The sequence below is a fragment of the Paenibacillus sp. NPDC058174 genome, from assembly GCF_042883865.1.
Classification (GTDB): Bacteria; Bacillota; Bacilli; order Paenibacillales; family Paenibacillaceae; genus Pristimantibacillus.
Map to the genome: position 1 here is coordinate 976,907 of NZ_JBHVUY010000001.1, position 21,744 is coordinate 998,650.

16 protein-coding genes are annotated in these 21,744 nt (G+C 53.3%); all 16 read right to left on the minus strand.

Annotation, left to right across the window (positions count from 1 at the left end; genetic code table 11):
- Positions 1 to 59: 59 nt before the first annotated feature.
- The gene (gene hflX / locus ACFVVF_RS04390; protein ID WP_387805728.1) at positions 60 to 1,355 is read right to left on the minus strand and encodes a GTPase HflX; all 1,296 of its coding nucleotides are present in this window, start codon (positions 1,353 to 1,355) and stop codon (positions 60 to 62) included.
- Between the two features lie 21 nt (positions 1,356 to 1,376).
- On the minus strand, positions 1,377 to 2,372 hold the full coding sequence (locus ACFVVF_RS04395) for an AAA family ATPase (RefSeq protein ID WP_042161910.1): 996 nt from the start codon (positions 2,370 to 2,372) through the stop codon (positions 1,377 to 1,379).
- A gap of 251 nt (positions 2,373 to 2,623) precedes the next feature.
- On the minus strand, positions 2,624 to 3,181 hold the full coding sequence (locus ACFVVF_RS04400; RefSeq protein WP_042161911.1) for a ribonuclease FAU-1 family protein: 558 nt from the start codon (positions 3,179 to 3,181) through the stop codon (positions 2,624 to 2,626).
- A 181-nt stretch (positions 3,182 to 3,362) separates the two neighbouring features.
- A complete protein-coding gene (locus tag ACFVVF_RS04405; RefSeq protein ID WP_387805731.1) occupies positions 3,363 to 4,001 on the minus strand; it encodes a peptidylprolyl isomerase in 639 nt (212 codons plus the stop codon).
- Between the two features lie 58 nt (positions 4,002 to 4,059).
- Positions 4,060 to 6,591, minus strand: a complete 2,532-nt coding sequence (locus tag ACFVVF_RS04410; RefSeq protein WP_387805733.1) for a PBP1A family penicillin-binding protein — start codon at positions 6,589 to 6,591, stop codon at positions 4,060 to 4,062.
- A 153-nt stretch (positions 6,592 to 6,744) separates the two neighbouring features.
- Positions 6,745 to 6,987 (minus strand): RNA chaperone Hfq, encoded by a 243-nt coding sequence (gene hfq / locus ACFVVF_RS04415; protein ID WP_387805735.1) that lies wholly within the window; start codon positions 6,985 to 6,987, stop codon positions 6,745 to 6,747.
- Complete coding sequence (miaA, locus tag ACFVVF_RS04420) at positions 6,984 to 7,982, minus strand: tRNA (adenosine(37)-N6)-dimethylallyltransferase MiaA (protein WP_387808830.1); 999 nt, start codon at positions 7,980 to 7,982, stop codon at positions 6,984 to 6,986. The genes hfq and miaA overlap by 4 nt, the downstream gene beginning before the upstream one ends.
- The gene (locus ACFVVF_RS04425; RefSeq protein WP_387805737.1) at positions 7,975 to 8,763 is read right to left on the minus strand and encodes a class I SAM-dependent methyltransferase; all 789 of its coding nucleotides are present in this window, start codon (positions 8,761 to 8,763) and stop codon (positions 7,975 to 7,977) included. The genes miaA and ACFVVF_RS04425 overlap by 8 nt, the downstream gene beginning before the upstream one ends.
- On the minus strand, positions 8,760 to 11,066 hold the full coding sequence (mutL, locus tag ACFVVF_RS04430; protein WP_387805739.1) for a DNA mismatch repair endonuclease MutL: 2,307 nt from the start codon (positions 11,064 to 11,066) through the stop codon (positions 8,760 to 8,762). The genes ACFVVF_RS04425 and mutL overlap by 4 nt, the downstream gene beginning before the upstream one ends.
- Before the next feature lie 33 nt (positions 11,067 to 11,099).
- Positions 11,100 to 13,802: a DNA mismatch repair protein MutS gene (gene mutS / locus ACFVVF_RS04435; RefSeq protein ID WP_387805741.1), complete on the minus strand. Its 2,703-nt coding sequence runs from the start codon at positions 13,800 to 13,802 to the stop codon at positions 11,100 to 11,102.
- Positions 13,803 to 14,847: 1,045 nt separating this feature from the next.
- Entirely contained in the window at positions 14,848 to 16,299 is a 1,452-nt protein-coding gene (locus ACFVVF_RS04440) for a putative amidoligase domain-containing protein (protein ID WP_387805743.1), read from the minus strand.
- A gap of 142 nt (positions 16,300 to 16,441) precedes the next feature.
- Positions 16,442 to 17,011: an outer spore coat protein CotE gene (locus ACFVVF_RS04445; protein ID WP_188892833.1), complete on the minus strand. Its 570-nt coding sequence runs from the start codon at positions 17,009 to 17,011 to the stop codon at positions 16,442 to 16,444.
- Between the two features lie 107 nt (positions 17,012 to 17,118).
- The gene (locus ACFVVF_RS04450; protein WP_387805745.1) at positions 17,119 to 18,087 is read right to left on the minus strand and encodes an aromatic acid exporter family protein; all 969 of its coding nucleotides are present in this window, start codon (positions 18,085 to 18,087) and stop codon (positions 17,119 to 17,121) included.
- Between the two features lie 70 nt (positions 18,088 to 18,157).
- Positions 18,158 to 19,021: an ABC transporter permease gene (locus tag ACFVVF_RS04455; protein ID WP_387805747.1), complete on the minus strand. Its 864-nt coding sequence runs from the start codon at positions 19,019 to 19,021 to the stop codon at positions 18,158 to 18,160.
- Positions 19,014 to 19,817 (minus strand): ABC transporter ATP-binding protein, encoded by an 804-nt coding sequence (locus tag ACFVVF_RS04460; protein ID WP_387805749.1) that lies wholly within the window; start codon positions 19,815 to 19,817, stop codon positions 19,014 to 19,016. The genes ACFVVF_RS04455 and ACFVVF_RS04460 overlap by 8 nt, the downstream gene beginning before the upstream one ends.
- Positions 19,818 to 19,838: 21 nt before the next feature.
- Positions 19,839 to 20,849: an ABC transporter substrate-binding protein gene (locus ACFVVF_RS04465; protein WP_387805751.1), complete on the minus strand. Its 1,011-nt coding sequence runs from the start codon at positions 20,847 to 20,849 to the stop codon at positions 19,839 to 19,841.
- Between the last annotated feature and the right edge of the window lie 895 nt (positions 20,850 to 21,744).

Sequence of the window (21,744 nt, forward strand, 5' to 3'; positions counted from 1 at the left end):
TCCCTCGTGTCTGCTAATCCATATATCGGCGTTTGCCGCTTCAATCTTCATATCCAAAATTATACTTGAATGTAGGGCCGCAGCCGATAACCATTTATCTCATACTGCTGGCGGCTCACAAGCACCTTCAAGCGCAGGCTGCCGTTATCGTCATCAACCTCTTGTCCAACGACCTCTCCGCTGCGATAAGCCAAAGCGATCAAATCGCCCCGGTCGGCAGGCAGTACAAACGTAATCGTATCTCCAGTCAGCTTGTCCTGAATACGCTGGCGCAGCGTCTCCTGATCTCCCGGATCATACGCGTTCATCAGAATGGAATCGCCGCTCGTGCCGCGCAGCATCTGCCGCATATCGCCTTCGTACAGATCCTTCTTGTTGAACAGTGTAATCGTCGGCTTGCCCGAGGCGCCAAGCTCCTCCAGAATACGGTCTACAACCGCCATCTGCTCCTCACGCATTGGTGAGCTGCTGTCTACGACATGCAGAACAAGATCGGCCTCATTGACCTCCTCCAGCGTCGCCCGGAAAGCGGCGATCAAGTCATGGGGAAGATTCTGAATGAAGCCGACCGTATCGGTCAAAATCACTTCTCTGCCGTTAGGCAGCTCCAGTATGCGTGAAGTAGGGTCCAGTGTTGCAAAAAGCTGATTCTCAACATAGACATCCGCATTCGTCAGCACGCGCAGCAAAGTAGATTTGCCAGCGTTCGTGTAGCCGACAAGAGCCACTTGAATCGCACCGGATTTTTTCCGTCTTTGCCGGTACAGCTTGCGGTGGCGCACGACTTCTTCAAGCTGTGCTTTCAGATCGGAAATCCGTCCGCGAATATGTCTGCGGTCCGTCTCCAGCTTGGATTCGCCCGGTCCCCGGGTACCGATGCCGCCGCCCAGCCTGGACAGATTTTTGCCATGGCCGGAAAGCCTCGGCAGCAAGTAGCTGAGCTGAGCAAGCTCGACCTGAATAATGCCTTCACGGGTTTTCGCCCGCTGTGCGAAAATATCCAAGATCAGCTGCGTACGGTCTACGATTTTCAGATCAAGCGACTCCTCCAGATTTCTCACCTGTGCGCCGGACAGCTCCTGATCGAATATAGCCGTAGTCGCTCCAAGCTCCTCTGCAATGGCACGCAGCTCTTCCACCTTACCCTTGCCGATAAACCATTTCGTATCACGCGCTTCCTTGTTTTGCACCATAGTGGTCAATACTTCGACGCCGGCCGTCTCCGCAAGCTGAATCAGCTCTTGAAGAGAATGCTCAGGGTCACCTTGCTCTCTCTTTATTTCAGGCGTAATTAAGCTGACCAGAACGGCCTTCTCCTGCAGGTCCGTTCCGGTATCATACGATTTCTCTCGCATCGATGGCTCCTTTGCAGCGCTTTATTTCGAAGCTGGCTCCCACCGCAGATCCTCCGGCTTGATTGCCATCAGCTCCTGCTTCGGCGGAACGCCGCTAGCGTATTGATTCAACAGCCGGACCGCATGATGGCGGATCGACTTCTCGATGATGTTGCGCACATATCTAGCATTGCTGAATGAGAACAGGTCATTCAATTTTTCTTGAATCAAATGCTGCCTTAGTTTAAATATGGACTGCGGCATCAAATAATAATCCCGATCCTTCGTCATCAGCTCGGAAATTTGAATTAATTGATCGACCGTATAATCTGGAAAATCGATTTGGATCGGAAATCGCGACGGCAGGCCGGGATTCGTCTGGAGAAAAAGATCGATTTCCGCTGGATACCCCGCCAAAATGAGGACGAACTGATTGCGGTGATCCTCCATCGCTTTTACCAGCGTATCAATTGCCTCTTTGCCGAAATCCTTTTCCCCGCCGCGTGCCAGGCTATAGGCCTCATCGACAAACAGAACGCCTCCGATCGCTTTGCGCACAAGATCCCGCGTTTTTTGAGCAGTGTGACCAATGTATTCGCCAACGAGATCGGCCCGCTCCACTTCGATCAAATGGCCCTTGGACAGAACTCCCATCTTCTGAAACAGCTTGGCGACAATTCTGGCGATCGTCGTCTTCCCTGTCCCCGGATTCCCTTTAAAAATCATATGATAGACCTGCGAGCCCCCAACCAGCCCTGCCTCGGATCGCATGCGGCTAATATAGAGCAGAGCATAAATTTCAAAGACGAGCGATTTCACATTATCCATGCCAACCATCGGCTCAAGCTCTTTCTGAATATCGGCAAAATGGTCCGTGGCCGGCAGCGGCTTTACCGCTGGCAGCGCCTCGCTCTCCGGCGCTTGAGCCGGCGCGGCTGCCGCCATTTGGTAAGGCTCCTGGCTTCTAAGCACAACGTTAATTTGACGGGACGGTCTTGATCCGTTACTATTCGATCCCGAAATGACATGTCCGCTCATCTGTTGCATCCCCCATCCTTTGCACCTTCGCTGTGCCGGTCTTTGCCCGCGAACACTCTCGAAGAGATGTCCGGCAAAATCCCGCATTACAAGTGTATTCTATCGGAATGAGCCATATTAACAGATTTAACAGGTGAAATTCGAGATCGGTCTATGTATGCCTTCTGACTCAAAAAGAAACAGGAGCAGCCGCCAACGAACCCGAAATCGCATTCGTTATATGCGTCAGCTGCTCCTCTCATTACGTTCCATCATGATTCGCTTAGTTCTCCGGTTCGCTCCGACAAGCTCTTGCGATGCTTCAGGCTCATTGTAAAATAGCGGAACCTTCCGTTGCGAATGCTAGAAAGCAGCCTTCCGGCTGTCTTTCGTGCTAATGCGGCTTCCTTGCCCGTTACATCGCCCTGTCTTAAAGCGTCCTCCAGCTCGTCTTCGTCAAGCAGGAACACCTCTCCAGACGGCAGAACCACGACATCCAGATACAGATCGTCAAACCAAGGAACCTGTTGATCGGTCAACCCTTGCGTCTTGCAAATATCGATATACCATTGTACGACCCGACCTTTATCATCGAACATCGTCGTCACGACAAAATGCTCGCCCCGGGGGAAATGCTGCATCCACAAATAGCCGCGGTCCGCCAGGCAAAGCCTGCGCCCATTATACTCTTTCCAAAGCGGGTCCCGAAGCTCATGGATCCGGTAGAAGGTCACCAGTCCTTTGAACTCCTCATTGTCGAGCGCCAAGCACGAATAGCTCTTCCGCAAAATGCGGCGCCAGTTCGCACGGTCCGAAAATTTTCGTTTCATACGGAACGTACCTTTCCGTTGAGATAAGCCACAAACGGATGGCTTTCAATGTTGATGGATAGCGTTGTAAAAAGCTTACCATAACTTAACGCTCTTCTCCAGCGGCCTTGCAAAATAAACCAAGCCTGCCTGTTCCAGATACAACACCGCCGCCCTATGAAAGGACGGCGGCACTGTATAACTATGATTGTACGATAACGACTTTTTCGATAATGACCGGTTCGATCGGCTTCGTTTCCTTAACCGGAGTTTTTGCAATGGCAAGTACCGTATCCATGCCCTCCGTCACTTTGCCGAAGATCGTATAGTTCGGCATCTGATTCAGATTCTCCGAATCTTTGCCCGTGCTGATAAAGAATTGGCTTCCGCCGGAGTTCGGCTTACCGGTATTGGCCATCGCTACGATGCCAGGCTCATATTTCAGTTCCGTATCCAGCTCGTCCGGTATCGAATAGCCCGGTGTGCCTGTACCGTTTCCTTTCGGGTCCCCGCCTTGGATCATAAACGTCTCCATGACGCGATGAAAGGTCAATCCGTCATAGAAGCCCTGCTTAGCCAGAAACACGAAGTTGTTCACCGTAATCGGCGAATCCTCAGCGTACAGCTTGACGGTGAAATCCCCCATACTCGTCGTAAACTTTGCCGTATACGACTTGTCCAGATCGATGGTCATCTCAGGCATCTTGTCCCAATGCATCGTCTTCTCATGCTGCTCTGCGGGAGGCTTGCCTCCCGCGCTTGCGCTGCAGCCAGTAAATAAAGCGGCTGCTGTTAGCAGCATAATGATGGTGCTCCAGCCGCTTACATTCTTTTTGCCCATCCTTTGCATCCAGCTCCTTACTTGCATCTTGCCGCCTGCTGATTCGGCTGATTAATCCTTAAACGCCATTGCTTTGCCCAGCATTGCCGTGATTGCCCGCGTTGCCATTATTTCCGCCATTCCCGTTATTGCCGTGGTTGCCGTTATCCGTTGGCGTTCCGCCGGTTGGATTGCTGCCGTCATCCGGCGGAATCGGCGTCTCATTGCCGCCTTCTACAGGAGGCGGCGTAGGATCAACCGGAATGCCAGGGTCAGGAGTCGCTTCTCCCCCGTCGCCAGGCAAGCCCGGGATATCCGTTCCGCCGCTTGGATCATCCGGCTCCATCGGAACTTCAGGAATGTCAATCTGGGTCTCTGGCACTTGAACCGTAATCGTATCCGAAGGTTTGCTCTTCAGATCATTCTCGGCATCATAGGCCACGACATAATATTGATAAGTCATGCCCGCGAAAATGCTCATATCATCAACACCAGTTGAAGAAAGCGAGTCTACATACAGTTTAAATTCCGATTCCGCAGACTCTTTGCGGTACACCTCATAGGTAATATTTTTCGCGCCAGCAGAAGGCTCCCATGACAGCTGTACCTTATTGTGCTCTGCATCATAAATGGCATTGAAATTCGTGACCGCGCCCAGCGATTTAACCTCATCCGGTATACCGCTTGGTTTGTTAAAGCTTGTTTTCGGTACACCCTTCATCGCCTTGGACATGACTTTCGAGAACATCGCTGCAGATTGCGAGCTGCTTTTCTTCAGCACATGTTCCTTATCTGTCTTATCGTAGCCCATCCACACGGCCGCTGTCCACTCCGGCGTGTAACCGACAAACCAAGCATCGCGGTTGCCGCTGGAATTAAAGCCTGGTATGCCGTGCTGCGTCGTACCTGTTTTACCTGCTACTGGACGGTCGATGCGGGCCCCTGTACCTGTGCCGCCCTTCTCAAGCACCGTTTGCAGCATTTGCGTCATATACCACGCTGTCTCCGGCTTCATCAGCTGCTTCGAAGCCGGCGCATGATAGGCAAACAAACTTTTGCCTTTCGACGTTGTAATGCTCGTAATCGCATGCGCATCAACGGACTTGCCTCCGTTTGCAAATACGCTGTACGCCTCTGCCATTTGCAATGGTGTAACACCGTGTGTCAGACCGCCTAGCGCAATGGTCAAGTTGCGGTCCTGCGTACTGTCCAGATCAAAGCCCAGTTTTTTCGCAAAATCCAGTCCGCTCTTCACGCCAACTTCATTCAACGTCCAGACCGCAGGCAGGTTGCGGGACTGCTTGATCGCTTCCGTCATTGAAATCGGGGTTGCCCCCTTGGAATCCTTCGGACAATAGTTGCCGAAGCACTTCTTATCATTGGCCAATATTGTGAACGGCTTGAAATTGCCGGTCTCGAGCGCCGGACCATAAGAGGTTATCGGCTTAAAGGCAGAACCCGGCTGGCGCGGCACTACGACGCGGTTCAAGCCCTTTCTTACATAGTCCCGGCCTCCGGCCATCGCCTGAATCGAGCCGTCACGATGGTCCATAATAATCATCGCGCCTTGCACCTTCTGATCGTCCACGCTTTTTTCAAAGTTCGAGTCATTATCGAATTCATCTTCGACAACCGTCTGCGCTTTCGTGTTCAGCGTCGTATAGATCCGGTAACCGCCAGTGCGCAGCTCCTGCTCCGTCACTCCCCCCGGCATAACCTTGATCGCTTCTTCAATTGCATAATCGATATAGGCTTTGTATGGATCGGTCTGCTTGTCATCCAGTTTTTTCGGAGCAACATACTTGACTGCAACCGCTTCATCCATCTGCTCCTTCGTAATGTAGCCCTGATCGAACATCAGCTTGAGAACCACTGCCCGGCGCGATTCCGATTGCTCAGGATTGTCGATCGGATTATAACGGTTAGGCCCCTTCGGCATACCAGCCAGCGTCGCCATCTCCCAAAGCTCCAAATCCTTCGGATCTTTATCGAAGTAGTAGTTAGCCGCATTTTTAATGCCGTATACCCGCTTGCCGAAAAAGATGCCGTTCAGGTACATCGTCAAAATTTCCTGCTTCGTTTTCTTATTCTCCAGCGCTACGGCAATTGAAGCCTCCGTCGCTTTCCGGAACAGCGTTTTGTCCGCTGTCAAAAACATGTTTTTAGCGAGCTGCTGTGTAATCGTACTGCCGCCCTCTACCGCGCTTCGGGCGATCACGTCTTTCACAACCGCACGTCCGATTGCCCAGAAGTCAATCCCCTTATGCTCATAGAAACGCTGGTCTTCCGTCGCCACGACCGCGTCCATCATCAATTTCGGAATTTGGTCGAATTCCACGATTTCACGATTTTCATTGGCGTTGTACAGCTTGCTTACTTCATTTCCGTCAACATCGTATATGATGGATGCTTCGCCAAGGACGAGCATGTCCGCTTTTTCCGTCAGTATGCGCTCGCCGTTCAATACAATAAAGAGATAACCGATAATACCGCACACAATCGCAATGACCGCTGTAAAGAATAAGCCGAAAAACCATTTACGCGGTGTCATACGCTTCTTGCCCTTTGTTTTTTTCGAGGACTGCTTTCCCCGAGGTCGTTGTTCCACCATGTTGAATGTTTCCCCTCCTAATCGCTGCTTTAATATCTCTATTTATACCCCGGAAAAGCAAGAACAACCCGCATGGAGCGGGTTGTTCTTGCTTTTCCGCTATCTAGTTAAACGTTAATCGTTATGAGAAAGTTTCATAACGGACGCAACGCCCTAAGAATCTGACCCGCTGTTGTCTTGCGCCAGCGATACGTTCCGCTGCGGGGTGAACGTCGAAATCGCATGCTTGTACACCATTTGTTGACGGCCTTCACTATCGATAATGATTGTGAAGTTGTCGAAAGCTTTAATAACGCCCCTGATCTGAAAACCATTCATTAAGAAAACCGTAACCGGAATATTGTCTTTACGCAGTTGGTTCAAGAAAGTATCTTGAATATTGATCGATTTGTTCATTGGACGTTACCTCCGTCTAAAAAAGATTGATTAGAAGTATATTCAAGATTGACTTGAAACTTTCCTGCTATTATACCATGAATCCGATGCAAATTGTTGTGAAAATTTTCCCCCATATCGATCCATTCGATGTCTTTCATGTGTCGAAACCATGACAATTGCCGTTTGGCAAAATGTCTCGTATCTCTTTTGAGCAGCGTTACTGCCGCTTCGAGACTGCATTCGCCGCGCAAATACATTGCAATTTCCTTGTAGCCTAGCCCCTGCATCGCAACAGCACCCGGCGGCGTGCCCCGCTCCAGCAGACGTCGCACCTCTTCCACCAGCCCCTGCTCCAGCATCAGATCGATACGCTGCTCGATCCGCTCATAGAGCAAGGCACGATCCATCGTAAGGCCAAGAATACATAATTCATAGGGCGATTCTTTTTTCTGTCCTTCCAGCTGATCTGAAAGAGTTCCGCCAGTCAGATGATGAATTTCAAGCGCCCGGATAACTCTTCTGCGATCATTCGGATGCAGCCTCTCCGCTGACTTGGGATCCACTTCGGCCAGCTTGCGGTGCAGTGCCTCCGCTCCAAATTCTTCGGCATAGCGCTCCTGCTCCGCGCGAAACACTTCGTCAGAGCCGCTCTCCGAAAACTGAAAGCCGTAGCACACCGATTCCACATATAGACCGGTACCGCCAACAATGAAGGGCAACTTCCCCCGTCCGGCAATTTCTTGAATATGTGTCACGCAGCCAGCTTGAAAATCCGCTACCGAATAAGGCGTCTCCGGCCCGATAATATCGATCAAATGATGCGGAATGCCTTCGCGTTCCGCAAGCGGCAGCTTGGCGGTGCCGATATCCATGCCCTGATACACTTGCATCGAATCACCGGAAATGATTTCGGCGCCGTATTGCTTAGCCAGCATGAGGCTTAGCTGCGTTTTGCCGACTGCTGTAGGTCCAATTAGAACGAGCAGCGGCTGTTTGCCTGATTGGCTAGTTATGACTTGCAACTTCAATCACTCCATAAGCTATTTTCGACGTATTGACATGCCGTCTCTCGAAGCCGAGACGGGCGAATTCCCCGCTGTCCCGGTGCTCCTTCAGCATGACGGTTTTGCGGGCGGCACGGATCGCCTCAGCGACTGCCTCCTCGCTTAATGCGCTGGCGTTAGCCAAGGTACGAAGCGGCTGGATCGCGCTTGATTCATGGATCGGCTGCCGGAACATCGGATCGAAATAGACGATATCGACACTGTTGTCCGGCAGTCCTTTCAAATAAGACAAATGGTGGCTGTTCAGCAGCTCAATCCGCCGCAGCGCAGCATCCACGTCTGCAAGACCGCTTTTATACATCGACAGTCCTTCACGTACGATCGCACAAAGCACCGGCTCGCTTTCGAGCGCCGTTACCGTCCCCAATTCTCCAGCTGCATAAGAGAAGACAAGCGAATCCGAGCCGAGGCCGGCTGTGCAGTCAATAACACGGTCGCCCGCGCGGCAGCCCGACAGCTCGATCATCGGATCAGTCTCGCCTTTGCGCAGCCGCTTCACCCGTACGAAAGCCATGCTGGGGTGAAAATATAACGGAGATTCCGTCTGCCCTTCATAGAAGCGCACCTCTCTCTCCGTCACGACGAGCAGACGGCAATCCTCCATACTGCTGGCAATCTGGCGCAGTGTGTCACGTCCGCGAGGCCTATAGGATGCACCAAGCTCGACAGCAAGCCGCTTCGCCTGCGTGCTTGCGTTTAGCGACGGCTTATCGCTGGTCGTTACGATCATGACATCACCCGCTTGAACATTTTTTCAAGCTGATAGGTCGACATATGAACGATAATCGGCCTGCCGTGAGGGCAAGTATACGGCTGATTGCATGCCCCAAGACGCGCGAGCAATGCTTCGCCCTCTTCCCTCGTCTTGCGGTCATTCGCCTTGATCGACGCTTTGCAGGAGCACATAATGGCGGCTTTCTCCCTGAGCTTCGCAATATCGATCGCTTTGCGCTCGCTAAGCAGAAGCTCCGCCATCTCTTCGATGATGCTCTGCTCCTCCCCGTCCGGCAGCCACTCGGGGTACGAGCGGACTAAAAATGTCTGCTGCCCGAACGGCTCGATCTCCACTCCTGCCTCGGCGAATAGATGTATCATCGTGCGCAGTTGCTGGGCATCGCCGGGCGTAAATTCAAGCGTCAGCGGTACCAGCAGCTGCTGGCTTGCCGCAGCAGGGTTGCCGAATTTCATATAGTAATATTCGTAATTGATCCGCTCATGCGCCGCATGCTGGTCAATCAAATAGAGGCCGTCCTCCGCTTGAGCGACAATGTAGGTGCCATGCAATTGTCCAATCCAATACAGCTCCGGGAAAGCTGATGAAGCCGGCCCAGCTGCCTCGGGGGAGGCAATTCCGGCTATCGCTGTGTTGCCTGACGGAACTGTTACGGATGGAGTCGAAGGTGCTGGCGCAATCGCGTCTATTCCGGATGGAACAGACGGTGCTTGTGCAGCAGGATCAGCTCCGTAAGGGACAGAAGGTGCTTGTGCGGCTGGAGCTGCCTCTATATGCGCTTCTTCCATCCATGAATCGGCCCCTAAAGCTGCTTCTGATGAGGATTGAACCGCTGGCGCCGCTTGATCCCAGAAGGCTTGACGCTCGCGCAAAGCCGAGTTCTGCGGCTCTGCAGGCCGATAAAGCCGCTCTGTTGCATCAGGAGGAACAGACTCCGTTGTCTGCTCCTTGTAGCCGTTGTAGCTGCTTCGGCCCATCCCGCTTCCGTTCTTGCTTCCCCCAGCGGAACGGCTTGGCTGCCATGGCGGCTGCGAATGAGGTATAGATTGGGAGAATGACTGTGACTCCAATTGTTGTGGCTGAGACTGGGATTGCAATCCTAATTGCGACTGCGATTCTAGCTGCGATTGAGATTGAGACTGGGATTGCGATTGCAGCCCCGATTGAGGCTGCGCTTGCTGCCCCGTCGGCAATGCAGAAGGAGTTCCCGCAGCATCTTCCGGCAGCGGCCGGTGGAAAGAGATTGCATCCTGCACAAACAATGGCTTCGACCGTTCCTGCTTCAGCGAAGCCTCCGGTCCCGGGATATAGCGATACTGTCCCAGCGCAGCCTTCACAGACTGCTCAATCAGCGCGCGCAGTTCGGCTTCTTTACTGAACCGAACCTCCATTTTCGACGGATGGACGTTGACGTCTAACAAACTCGGATGCATGCCAAGCTCCAGCACTACAAGCGGAAACCGGTTAATCGGCAGCAGCGTATGATAAGCCTGCAGTATCGCCTGGTTCACCGCATGACTGCGTATGTACCGCCCGTTCACGATGACCGTCATACCGTTGCGGTTAGCTCTCGTCAGCTCCGGCTTGGAAATGTAGCCCCGCAGATCATAATCCGGATTTTCCCCCTCGACGGATAACATCGACTTCGCTGTGTTTGTTCCGTATACAGCGGCAATAACCTGCAGCCGGTCTCCTGTTCCGAGCGTCCGCAGCAGCGTATTGCCGTTATGCTTAAGCGTGAAAGCAATACCAGGGTGGGCAAGAGCGATCCGGTAAATATAATCGGAAATATGCCCCAGCTCAGTCTGAATCGCCTTCATATATTTCAGCCTGGCAGGCGTGTTGAAGAATAAATCGCGAACGGTCATATCGGTTCCTTGCGGCGCATTTGCCGGCTCATCCGTCTTGATCTCTCCGCCTTCAATGACGAGCCGGTGCGCCAGCCCCGTCGTTTCTGTCGAGGAGACAGCGGTTAAGCGGGACACCGCCGCGATACTCGGCAGCGCTTCGCCACGGAAGCCTAAGCTCGCAATCCGGAACAGATCGCTGCTCGTCGCAATTTTGCTCGTGGCATGCCGCTGGAATGCGGTCGCGATATCCCCGGCTTCAATACCGGAGCCGTTGTCCGTGACGCGGATTAAAGTTAATCCGCCTTCCTCTACGGTAATGTCAATCTGAGAGCTTCCCGCATCAACGGCGTTCTCGACCAGCTCTTTAATGACGGAAGCAGGTCTCTCAACCACCTCGCCTGCGGCGATTTGGTTGGCCAATTGCTCGTCCAGCACCTTTATTTTGCCCATGCGATAATCCTCCCTTCAGCTTGGCATCAGCCGTTATTCATTGATTTTGCGTTTCATATCATTAAGCCACTGCATCGCTTCCATTGGCGTCATGTTGAACAAATCCAGCTTGCGCAGCTGATCTGCCAGCTGCTCGGCTTTTGGACTCGCTTTCCTTTTCCCTGCGTCCGAATTTGCGGCAGGCTTCTCAACAGCAGGCTCGTCAAAGATAGAGAGCTGAACGGCTGCTGCGGATGCAGTCTCGCGAACGGCTTCCGCTACTTGCGCTGGAGCAGTTGTTTCATTCAAAGGCGCGAATATCGTATAACCGCCAGATGAACGGCGAGGCATTTGCGCAAATAAAGCAGCTTCGATCTCCGCACCCTCCAGCAGCTCGTATGCCCGGCCGATCACCGATTCCGGCAAGCCAGCCAGTCGGGCGCAATAAATGCCGTAGCTCGTACCGGCAGCGCCTGGAATGAGCTTGCGCAGGAACGTGACATGATCGCCGCTCTCCTGCACCGCCATACAGGCATTCGCAAGCGAAGGCAGTGATGCTTCCAGATGGGACAGCTCGTGGAAGTGAGTCGAGACGAGCGCTTTACAGCCGATGTGATGATGGACATATTCAATAACCGCTTGGGCGATGGCCATCCCTTCACCAGTAGAGGTCCCTCTGCCCAGTTCGTCAATAATGACCAGACTGTTAACAGTCGCTTTCTCGGTCATGAGCTGAATATCTTTCATCTCGACCATGAACGTGCTTTGTCCGCCAATCAGGTCGTCTGCCGCGCCTATACGTGTAAAAATCCGGTCAATCAGCGGAATTTCCGCCGATTTGGCAGGGACAAAGCAGCCGATTTGCGCCATGATGCAGATGAGCGCAACTTGGCGCATATACGTGCTTTTGCCGGCCATATTCGGACCGGTAATGAGCAGCATCGATTGCTCCTCTTGCTTAAGCGAAGTGCCATTGGAGATAAATTGCGCGTCTTCAACGACAGCTTCCACAACGGGATGCCGGCCTTCGTCGATAACGAGATTATAGTTTTCCGTAACAGTGGGACGCGTAAATCTGCGCTCCGCGCTTACTGTGGCGAATGATTGATAGACGTCGAGCTCGGCGATGACCTCGGCCAGCTTTTGCAAGCGGTGAAGCTGCAGTGCCAGATGGTCGCGCAGTTCTATAAAGCGCGAATACTCGAGATCGACCATTTTGTCCTCGGCTTCGAGAATGAGGCGTTCCTTCTCTTTAAGCTCCGGCGTGACGAAGCGTTCCGCATTGGCAAGCGTCTGCTTCCGCTCGTAGCGGCCTTCGGGAAGCTGAGCCAGCGCGCCCTTGGAAACTTCCAAATAATAGCCAAATACTTTATTGAAGCCGATTTTGATCGACTTGATGCCAGTCGCTTCACGCTCCTGGCGTTCCAGTTCGGCCAGCCATTTTTTGCCGTTCGTGCTCGCTTCTCTCAGCTGATCGAGGTATTCGTCGTAACCGGCACGGATCAGACCGCCTTCGCGAATCGAAACCGGAGGTTCGTCGACGATTACGGTCTCGATCATCTCAGCGAGATCGCTGCAGTCGTCCAGCTTCGCAACAAGCTTGCGCAGCCGGTCCGAGCCAGACGCTTCGCAAAGCGCAGCCAATTGCGGCACACGGCGAATCGAGCCCTTGAGCGCATTCATATCTCTGCCGTTGGCGCTGCCGAAAGCAACGCGGCCGACAAGCCGCTCCAAGTCATAAATATGGTTCAGCTCGCTGCGGATATCTTCTCGGAGAATAAGGTTGCGGTACAGCGTGTCCACCGCTTCATAGCGGGATTCGATTGCCGAACGGTTAAGCAGTGGCTTATCAATCCAGCGGCGGAGCAGCCGGGCTCCCATCGACGTTTGCGTCCGGTCAAGCAACCAGAGCAGCGTGCCCTTTTTGTTGCGGTCGCGAACGGTCTCGGTCAGCTCCAGATTACGGCGGGTATAGTGGTCCAAAATCATATATTGATTCGGCTCGTAGCCGCGGATCGTACGGATGTGCCCGAGCGAACGTTTTTGCGTGTCGTCCAAATAGCCGGTCAGCAGGCTTACCGCCCGGTGCCGTGCCTCATTCAATCCAGACAGCTGCGTTTCCTCGTATTGCTGCCGCAGCTTCTCTTCCGCCATCGGCTCCCGCGGCGTCAACAGAACGGGACGGTTCCATACCGCCGTCTCACGCAGCTTGTCCAGCAGCTTCTCGTCGCCAACGATCTCTGCCGGCTGGTACACGTTAATCTCATCGAGCAAAGCATCGATATTGTACGAGAGCGAGGTTACATAAAACTCCCCTGTGGACAAGTCGCACGCGGACAATCCAACTGTCGAATTCGATATAGCGGAGACGGCGACGATAAAGTTATTCGTTTTTTCCGCCAGCGATTTCGACTCCATAACCGTACCAGGCGTAATAACGCGTACAATCTCGCGTCTAACGACGCCTTTCGCAGCGGCAGGATCTTCAACCTGCTCGCACACGGCTACCTTGAAGCCTTTGTCTACCAATCTGGCTATGTAATTTTCCGCGGAATGATAAGGCACACCGCACATCGGAATTTTTTCCGAAGTACCGCCCTCTCTTCCGGTCAACGTAATCTCTAGCTCACGCGAGGCTGCAATTGCATCCTCAAAAAACATTTCATAGAAATCGCCCAGCCGAAAAAATAAAAAGGCGTCCTTCGCCTCTTCCTTAATGGCTAGATACTGCTGAATCATCGGGGTATAGCCGGCCATTTCGTGCCCCTCCTATATATAAATGAACTGATGAACGAGCGCTGAAAGATGATAAACAAATCTATGCGCTGCTGCTATTCTGGTCGTATCGCTACGAACAAATCGGCTAACAACATAATTGCAAGGGCGCTAGCAACACAAATTGCAAGGCGGATGCCTCGTTCCTGACTGCAGCTAGCTGCAACACTAACTAACCTATTATACCAAGCCATTCCTCCCGCCGCCAACCTTTGCCGGACGAATAAGAAGAAACTTCCTCGGGGCAGGTTAGCTGAAAGGTGATTGGAGCGGCGGGAGTGAGTAACGATTTACAGTTTGGAGTTGGCTTCACAGTTGGCAGCGATGGTAAATAGTGTGATCAGCTGATCGGCTGCGTACTCTCGGACTGATCTCCAATGCATCTCGCAGAGTGTGTTCCAGAGCGATTATTGACTTCGCCTATCTATAACTCGCCTTCAGTAGCGCCGAACGAGGAACAAAATGCAAAAATACATTTTGAAACCCTCAAAACAGGCCAAAATGGCCTTCAAAATGTAAAAGTGCATTTGAAATGACCCGATTTCGCCTAATTGGGACGTTTTGAGCCAATCAACCTGCACTTTTGCATTTTGTTGCGAGAAATCGGCGAAAACGGGGCTAACAAAATGCACTTTTACATTTTGATTTGCGAAGCTGGAGTGATTAGTGAATGTGCTTCGCAAAATTGCGAAGCAGGTTCGCTAAAGAGCGAAGCGGGTTCGCTAAAAACGAAACAGGTTCGTTAAAAACGAAACAGGTTCGTTAAAAACGAAACAGGTTCGCTAAGGAAGGAAGCAGGTTCGTTAAGGAACGAAGCAAAGTTCGCTACGAGCTAAATGATGGATGCTAGTACGGCAAATGCTGTTGCGACTAAAACTCCAACGTGTTAGAAGCTAGGTTTCTTCAAGTGTGGGGCAGCTGCGTTCCTCTGCTGCCACTAGACAGCACACTAGACAGCACAAAAAAAAGTGGCGGGTATCGCGCCCGGCACTTCTTTTTGCGAGCTTCGCTGCGGCATGGCAACGTATCAAAGCCGCAGCGGGATCCGCCATTTGAGCCGGATGTCAGCCCGCTCATCCCATGTGATACCGCGCCGCGCCGCATCGAGCAAAGGCTCGATGTAAGGCGCCAGCGCGGCATAGCTTGGCGTTGCCGCAACAGCCGCGGCAACTCCGTCCAAGCAGCCGGCGAGCTCCGCCCGGTCGCCGGCATAGAAGGCTTCGACATACCGCTCATCAAGAGCCGGTATGTACGAAAGCGTCTGCGCTTCGCGGGCGCACAGGAGCGCCAGCGCGAAGCAGGCTTTGGCCGCGGCCGGCGACACAAGCCAGCTCGGCAGCGTCCTGTATTCAAATCCGCCATGCTGTTGCTGGCGGAAGTCACCCAGCGCGCCGTAGCGGGGCCTTCTCCCGCGGCCGGCAGCGTCCTCCACAAGAGCAAGCGGGAATGCGGTATAGCTGTCGAGCAATCGCAGCAGCCGGCCCGATATCGCCACGCCGCTCAGATGAATATGCCCGCCGAGCGCCAGCCCCGGTACGGGCATCGCGCCCGCGGCCCAGCGGAGCGAAGGGTCGCTAATGCGTGCGGCAGCTCGGCGCAGCAGCTGCCTGACATGCTCTGCCAGCGCAGCCGGATCCGCCGCAGGCTCCGGACGGAGCTCCGCAACGGGATAGACGATGCGCCGCCCGACCAGCAAGGCATCGCTTCCCGCAGCTCCCCCTGTTCCCTCACCCAAAAACCGCGAGGCCGGCGCAACCCGTCCGTCCTGCCGAATGAGTACAAATTCCGGATCGGCCCCAATCAATATAGTCCGATCCGAATGATAGCGACACGCCGCCTCATAACCAGCGGCATAGCCCGCCAGCGCATCCGGCCATCGCCGCAACAGCTCGGCCTTGCCCAAAGCCCTTGCCGCGCGGACAGCTGCCCTCCCGTCCGCTCCAAGCGCCACATCGGCCTCTCCGATGTCGAGGCCAAGCACATAAAGCCCGCTCGTCGCCGCCCGGACGACGCGCCGCAGCACAGGATCGGCCGGCCATGGCATAGCCGCACCCGCTCGGCCGGCCCCTCCCCAAACACGGCCCTCCGGGCGCTGCGGACTGCCATCGCCGCCGCCCAAGGGCCGCCCCTGCCGATCCAATCGCATCAGCTCAATCGGCTCCAACTGAAACAGGACGACGCGGTATAAGCGCTCGTCCTCCTGTGCCGCGCGCGCCAGCCCCGCGCGGCGCCAGCGCCGCTCCTTCTCCGCAGCGGACATCGCAGCGGCAGCCGCGGCGCCTTCATTGACTAGCACGGCGCCTGGAAAACGGCTTGGCGTTATTTTTTTCCCCATGGACAATACGATTACCGCATCGCCCTCCGCCACATCCTGATATGAACCGCAGATCCTTATAGCTGCAGACGACAGCGGCGGCGCATTCTTTTCTGCACGCTCCAGCCGGTCGTCGTCGCCATCCCAGATCCATGTCGCAGTCATTGCCGCCACCTTCTTTATCCGGGCTTCCACTCGATTGCTTCCGATGATGCCAAACGTCTAATTTTTTCAAAAAAAAGAGGGCTTTCGCCCTCGAATCTGCCGCTCTCGCAGCATAAGATACAGTAAAGCTTGAGGGCACGAGTTACAGCTCGTCGTCCAGCAGATCGGGATCCAAATCCTCGTAATCGCCGTCGCCATCGCCCAAATTGAAGTCGAGATCCTTGCCATCCAGACCGTCCGCACCGCCTGGAAAAACGGCAACAAACACTTTCGTCTCTGCAATCATTTCCACCGCGAATTCGCGTTCAACGCGAATGACCACACCGGAGCCGCTGCTCGAAATGTTAGCTTCGATGCAGTTCGGCTCTTGAAGCGCCTCGGCCGAAACTTCCTCCGTTGAAGTCCGATGCCGCGGGTCTACATAAGACAACGGAATGTGCTCAACGTAATGTACGGATTCTTTTGCTACGTCTGTTTGGGAGTTTTTGCTGTACGAATACCAAATGTTGATATCGTAAGTACCGATCACCTCAATGCCGTCGCCCGATCGAACCGCTTCATATTGATGGTTGATAATCCATGCGCCCAGAATGCTGGTCGGATGATGAGGCGGCGTTACGGTATGGGTTACAGTGGAAAACTTACGACCTTTGCCGCAGACAGCTTTCGTTATTATTTCTCTAGCTTGAAGCTGTTTATCTGCAATAGTCATCGATTTAACCTCCTCCATACAATCATTCATTTAAAGTGTATGCAGGACATTCGTCTAGGGTGACTGTTTCTTTTCCCGCGCCGCAACGAATTTTTTCCCTCTTTATTCTATGACTCTGCTCGTTCTAAAATAACTTTTCTTTTTTTAAGTCTTTTTGCAACCTCCAAATAACGCTTCAGCTCATGCATCAGCTTGAGCAATGCGGCACGAACCTCGAACTCCTCACGCGTACGCGGCAGATCCATCGCCTTAAACTGCTGCGAGAGCTCCACCATCCGCTTTTCCGTCAGACCGGTATACACTTCCGATTTCACATCCTCAGACAGCTGCTCCATCAGCTCGGCAATGTGGTCATTCTGCGGCCACCGCTCATAGACCAGCGCCAAATCCACCAGCATCTGCTGAATGAGCTCAAGCTGCTGGCTCCGCATCTCGAAATAATTCAACCAATACAGCTCCTGCCCCCAAAGCCGGTTCTCCCGGTTAAGCACCGAGCGGCGCGCCCCTTCTTCAATGGCATTATGCGCCTCCAGCAGCTCGCTTCCGTTCCATATATGGGAGGGATCCCGCAGCGTCAGCGCCATTTCGGTAAAAATAACGTCAAATTTATGCTCCACCGTCTCTTTCAAGCCTTGAAGAAGATGCTTGTCCTTCGGCATATAGATCATATTAATGATCGTCGCCCACCCAAGACCGGCAAACAACAGCATGATCTCGTTGCTAATGACGTTGACACTAACCTCTTCTCTTCCGAACAGGTGGAAGACGATAACCGCGCTCGTGACGATTCCGTCCTTTAATTGAAAACGCGAAAGCACCGGGAACGTAAGCAGGATGAACAAAGCCACCGCCCAAATATGAAAACCGAACACCGTAAAGATGAACGAGGCGAAAAAAAGTCCCAGCACCGAAGCGACAAACCGGACGAGGGCACTTTTTAGTCCCTTCAACCGGCTCACTTCAACGCCGAGAATTGCAAGAATGCCTGCGCCGAGCGGCGGCTCCAGTCCGAAATATACAGCGGTATAAATCGCCGCAATCGTCGCTAAGGCAGTTTTAATAATTCGAATACCCATAGATGACCTCTTTGCAGTGATAGAATTTTCAACAAGCCGTTAGGCGCACAGCGCCATTCACGTCTTAATCCTACCGTTCCCGCCAGCCATCCGTCAACTTCCGCTCCAGAATCGCAACCAGCTGATACATCACTGTAGCCACAGCTGCAATTACGACCAGACTGGACAAAACAAGCGTGAAATTGAAAACCTGGAAGCCGTATATAATCAAGTAGCCGAGACCCAGCTTCGCCACGAGAAATTCCCCGACGATTACCCCGACCCACGCAAGCCCGACATTGACCTTCAACGCAGAGATAATGACCGGGAAGGACGCGGGTAAAATAACGAGCCGGAACAGCTGCGCTCTGCTCGCCCCGAACAGCCGGACGACTTTAATGAATCCGGCTTCGATTTCACGAAACTGATTGTAAATGTTAATCGTCGTAATGATGACCGTGACCGACAGTGTCACCGCGACGATCGACACGAAGCCGGGGCCAAGCAGCACGATAAAGAGCGGGCCAAGCGCGACCTTCGGCAGGCTGTTGAGCACGACCAGATAGGGATCAAGCACGCGTGATAAAAAAGGAAACCACCACAGCGCAGCGGCAAGCGCCGTGCCAAGCAGCGTTCCAAGCGCAAAGCCTACCGCTGTCTCCGATACGGTCATACCGATATGCGGCCAAAGCGAACCGTCCGCCAGCGTGGTCCATATTTGGTTAAGCAGCTTGGACGGATAACTGAACAGCAGCGAATCAATCCATCTTAACCGGCCTGCTGCTTCCCAGAGCGCAATGAACAGCACGAGGATGGCGATTTGTGTAGCTCCTACAGCTGCAGTCAGCCGCTGCGCCCTTTTTTTGAACCGGAGATGCAGGTCCTCCATCCAATTGACGCGGTCTTCCTGAATGCCGGAAACTTCGGCTTTTAGTTCATCCTGCTCCTTAGTCATCTGTATCGCCCCCTTCCGCTCCCTCAGCTGCTTCCAGCTCCGCCCATAGCTGATCAAATATATTCTGAAAGCCGGCAAGCCGGCGCGCGTCCATAGGCGAAGCCGAGCGAAGCTCATCCGGCATGACATGCTCGGCGACAATACGGCCGGGATTGGCAGCGAGTACGATAACGCGGTCACTCATCGCCGCTGCTTCCGCCAAATCATGCGTGACGAGCATAGCCGTCTTGCCCAAACGGCGCAGCGTCTGCTGCACGAGATCCTCAAGCTGCAGCTTAATATGAAGATCAAGCGCAGAGAATGGCTCGTCGAGCAGCAAAATGTCCGGCTCCGTCGCAAGTGTTCGAGCCAGCGCAACCCTCTGGCGCATGCCGCCGGAAAGCTCATGCGGATAGCGGCTGCCGGAGCCGGGCAGCCCAAGCTCGGCAAGCAGCTCATCGACCCTTTGCAGCGCTTCTGCCGTTTTGCGGCCGGTTATTTCCAGACCGATTGCGGCATTGTCACGTATGGTGCGCCATGGAAACAAAAAATCCTGCTGAAGCATATAACCGACCTTCGTCGACGGACCCGAAACGGCATCCCCGCCAAGCAATACCTGCCCCTTCGTCGGCGAGATCAAACCGGCGAGCATGCTTAGAATCGTCGTCTTGCCGCAGCCGCTTGGGCCGACAAGGCTGACGAATTCTCCGCGGTTCACGGCGATATCGAGTTGTTCAACGGCAAGCGATGCCCCTTTATCATTGACATATACATGGGACACGCCTATCAGCTCCAGCATTCGATGATCGTCAGCCATTGTTCTCCCTCCGATATCGGGTTATTTAACGGATTCGATAGACTTTTCCGCAAACGTGTTGTCAACGATCGCTTTATGCTCCGTGCGAGCCTTCAGCTCCCCGGCTGTCGTCATGACATCCAGCAGATTATTCCATTCTGCTTCATCAATGATAGGATCTGATGCATAAGAGCCTTGCTGCTTGTAGCGATCGATGGAGCTAATCAGAATATCGCGGTCAACGTTATCGAAATAAGGGAGTACAGCGTCCGCGATCGTCGCAGCGTCATTTTCCGCTACCCAAAGCTGCGCTTTGTGAATGGCGTTCGTAAATTTCTGAACGGTCGTTTTATTTTTCTTAATAAAGCTTTGCTTCGTCATAAAAACGGTATATGGCAAATGTCCGCTCTCCACGCCAAACGATGCGACAACATGGCCTTTTCCCTCTTTTTCAAAAATCGAAGCCGTTGGCTCAAACAGCTGTACATACTCACCTGTGCCTGAAGCGAAAGCGGCCGATATGTTGGCAAAATCGATGTTCTGGATCAGCTCCAGATCATTATGAGGATCGATGCCGTGTTTTTTGAGTGCGAATTCGCCGGCCATTTGCGGCATGCCGCCTTTACGCTGGCCAAGGAACACTTTCCCCTTCAGCTTATTCCAATCAAACGCATCGTCAGCATTTCGCGCCACCAGGAACGTACCGTCCGTCTGTGTCAGCTGGGCAAAGTTGATGACCGGATCATCCGCACCTTGCTGATACACATAAATTGAAGTTTCCGAGCCGACCAATGCGACATCGATTACGCCCGACAGCAATGCCGTCATCGTCTTGTCGCCGCCTGCTGTCGTCGTCAGTTCCACATCGAGCCCTTCATCCTTGAAAAATCCTTTTGCCAGCGCTACGTATTGCGGCGCATAAAATAGTGACCGCGTCACTTCCCCTATGGTTACCTTCGTCTTCTCCGAGCTGCCGTTCCCGCAGCCGGCCAGCACTGCGGTGGTCAGCAGCACGACAGAGAGCAGCAGCGCCATCCACACCCGTTTGCCCATGTTGATTCCTCCCGTTTTTCTTCACATGTCGTTAGTACTTCAGCCTATGCAGCGAAACGCCCGGCGGTGAATTGACATGAGGCTGACGCGAGGACTTGCGTGCCGGGGTGTTCGACTCTGTGCGGACCACACCCTTGCTGCTCACACCATAACGGAGCGGCCTCTCAAAAATGCGAATTTGCTTTGCTATCCTCGGATCACTGTTTAAGGCACATTGAACCTCTTGCAGCTGTCGGAAAATGCTCCTACACTGCTCGTTGCTCGGCCCTTCAACACACTAATCGCTTCCTCGCAATGCTTGCACACGCTCCACCCCTCCGTTCACCTCTCTCTAACGCGTCTGTCGTTGCTGCAGCGAACCTGCTTCGCTTTTTAACGAAGCAAAGTTCGCTTTGGACGTTCAACAGTTACGGTTTACTGGCTATAGCGAAGCTAGATTCGCTATCCGTGAACTTCGGTTCTCCAAAAGCGAATCTAGCTTCGTTATATAGATTAATAGCTTGCTGCGACTGCCTGCATAGCGAAATTCAGTTCGCAATTTAGCGAACCTGCTTCGCTACCCGCAATGCATTCCCTTCAACTAGTCTGACACAATAACGTTCACAACTTATGTTCATAAAATGCTCCTACGCTGCTCATTGCTCGGCCCTTCAACACACTAATCGCTTCCTCGCAATGCTTGCACACGCTCCACCCCTCCGTTCACCTCTCTCTAACGCGTCTGTCGTTGCCGCAGCGAACCTGCTTCGCTATTTAATGAAGCAAATTTCGCTGTAGACGTTCAACAGTTGCGACTTACCGGCTATAGCGAAGCTAGATTCGCTATCCGTGAACTTTGGTTCTCCAAAAGCGAATCTAGCTTCGTTAATAGATTAATAGCTTGCTGCTACTGCTT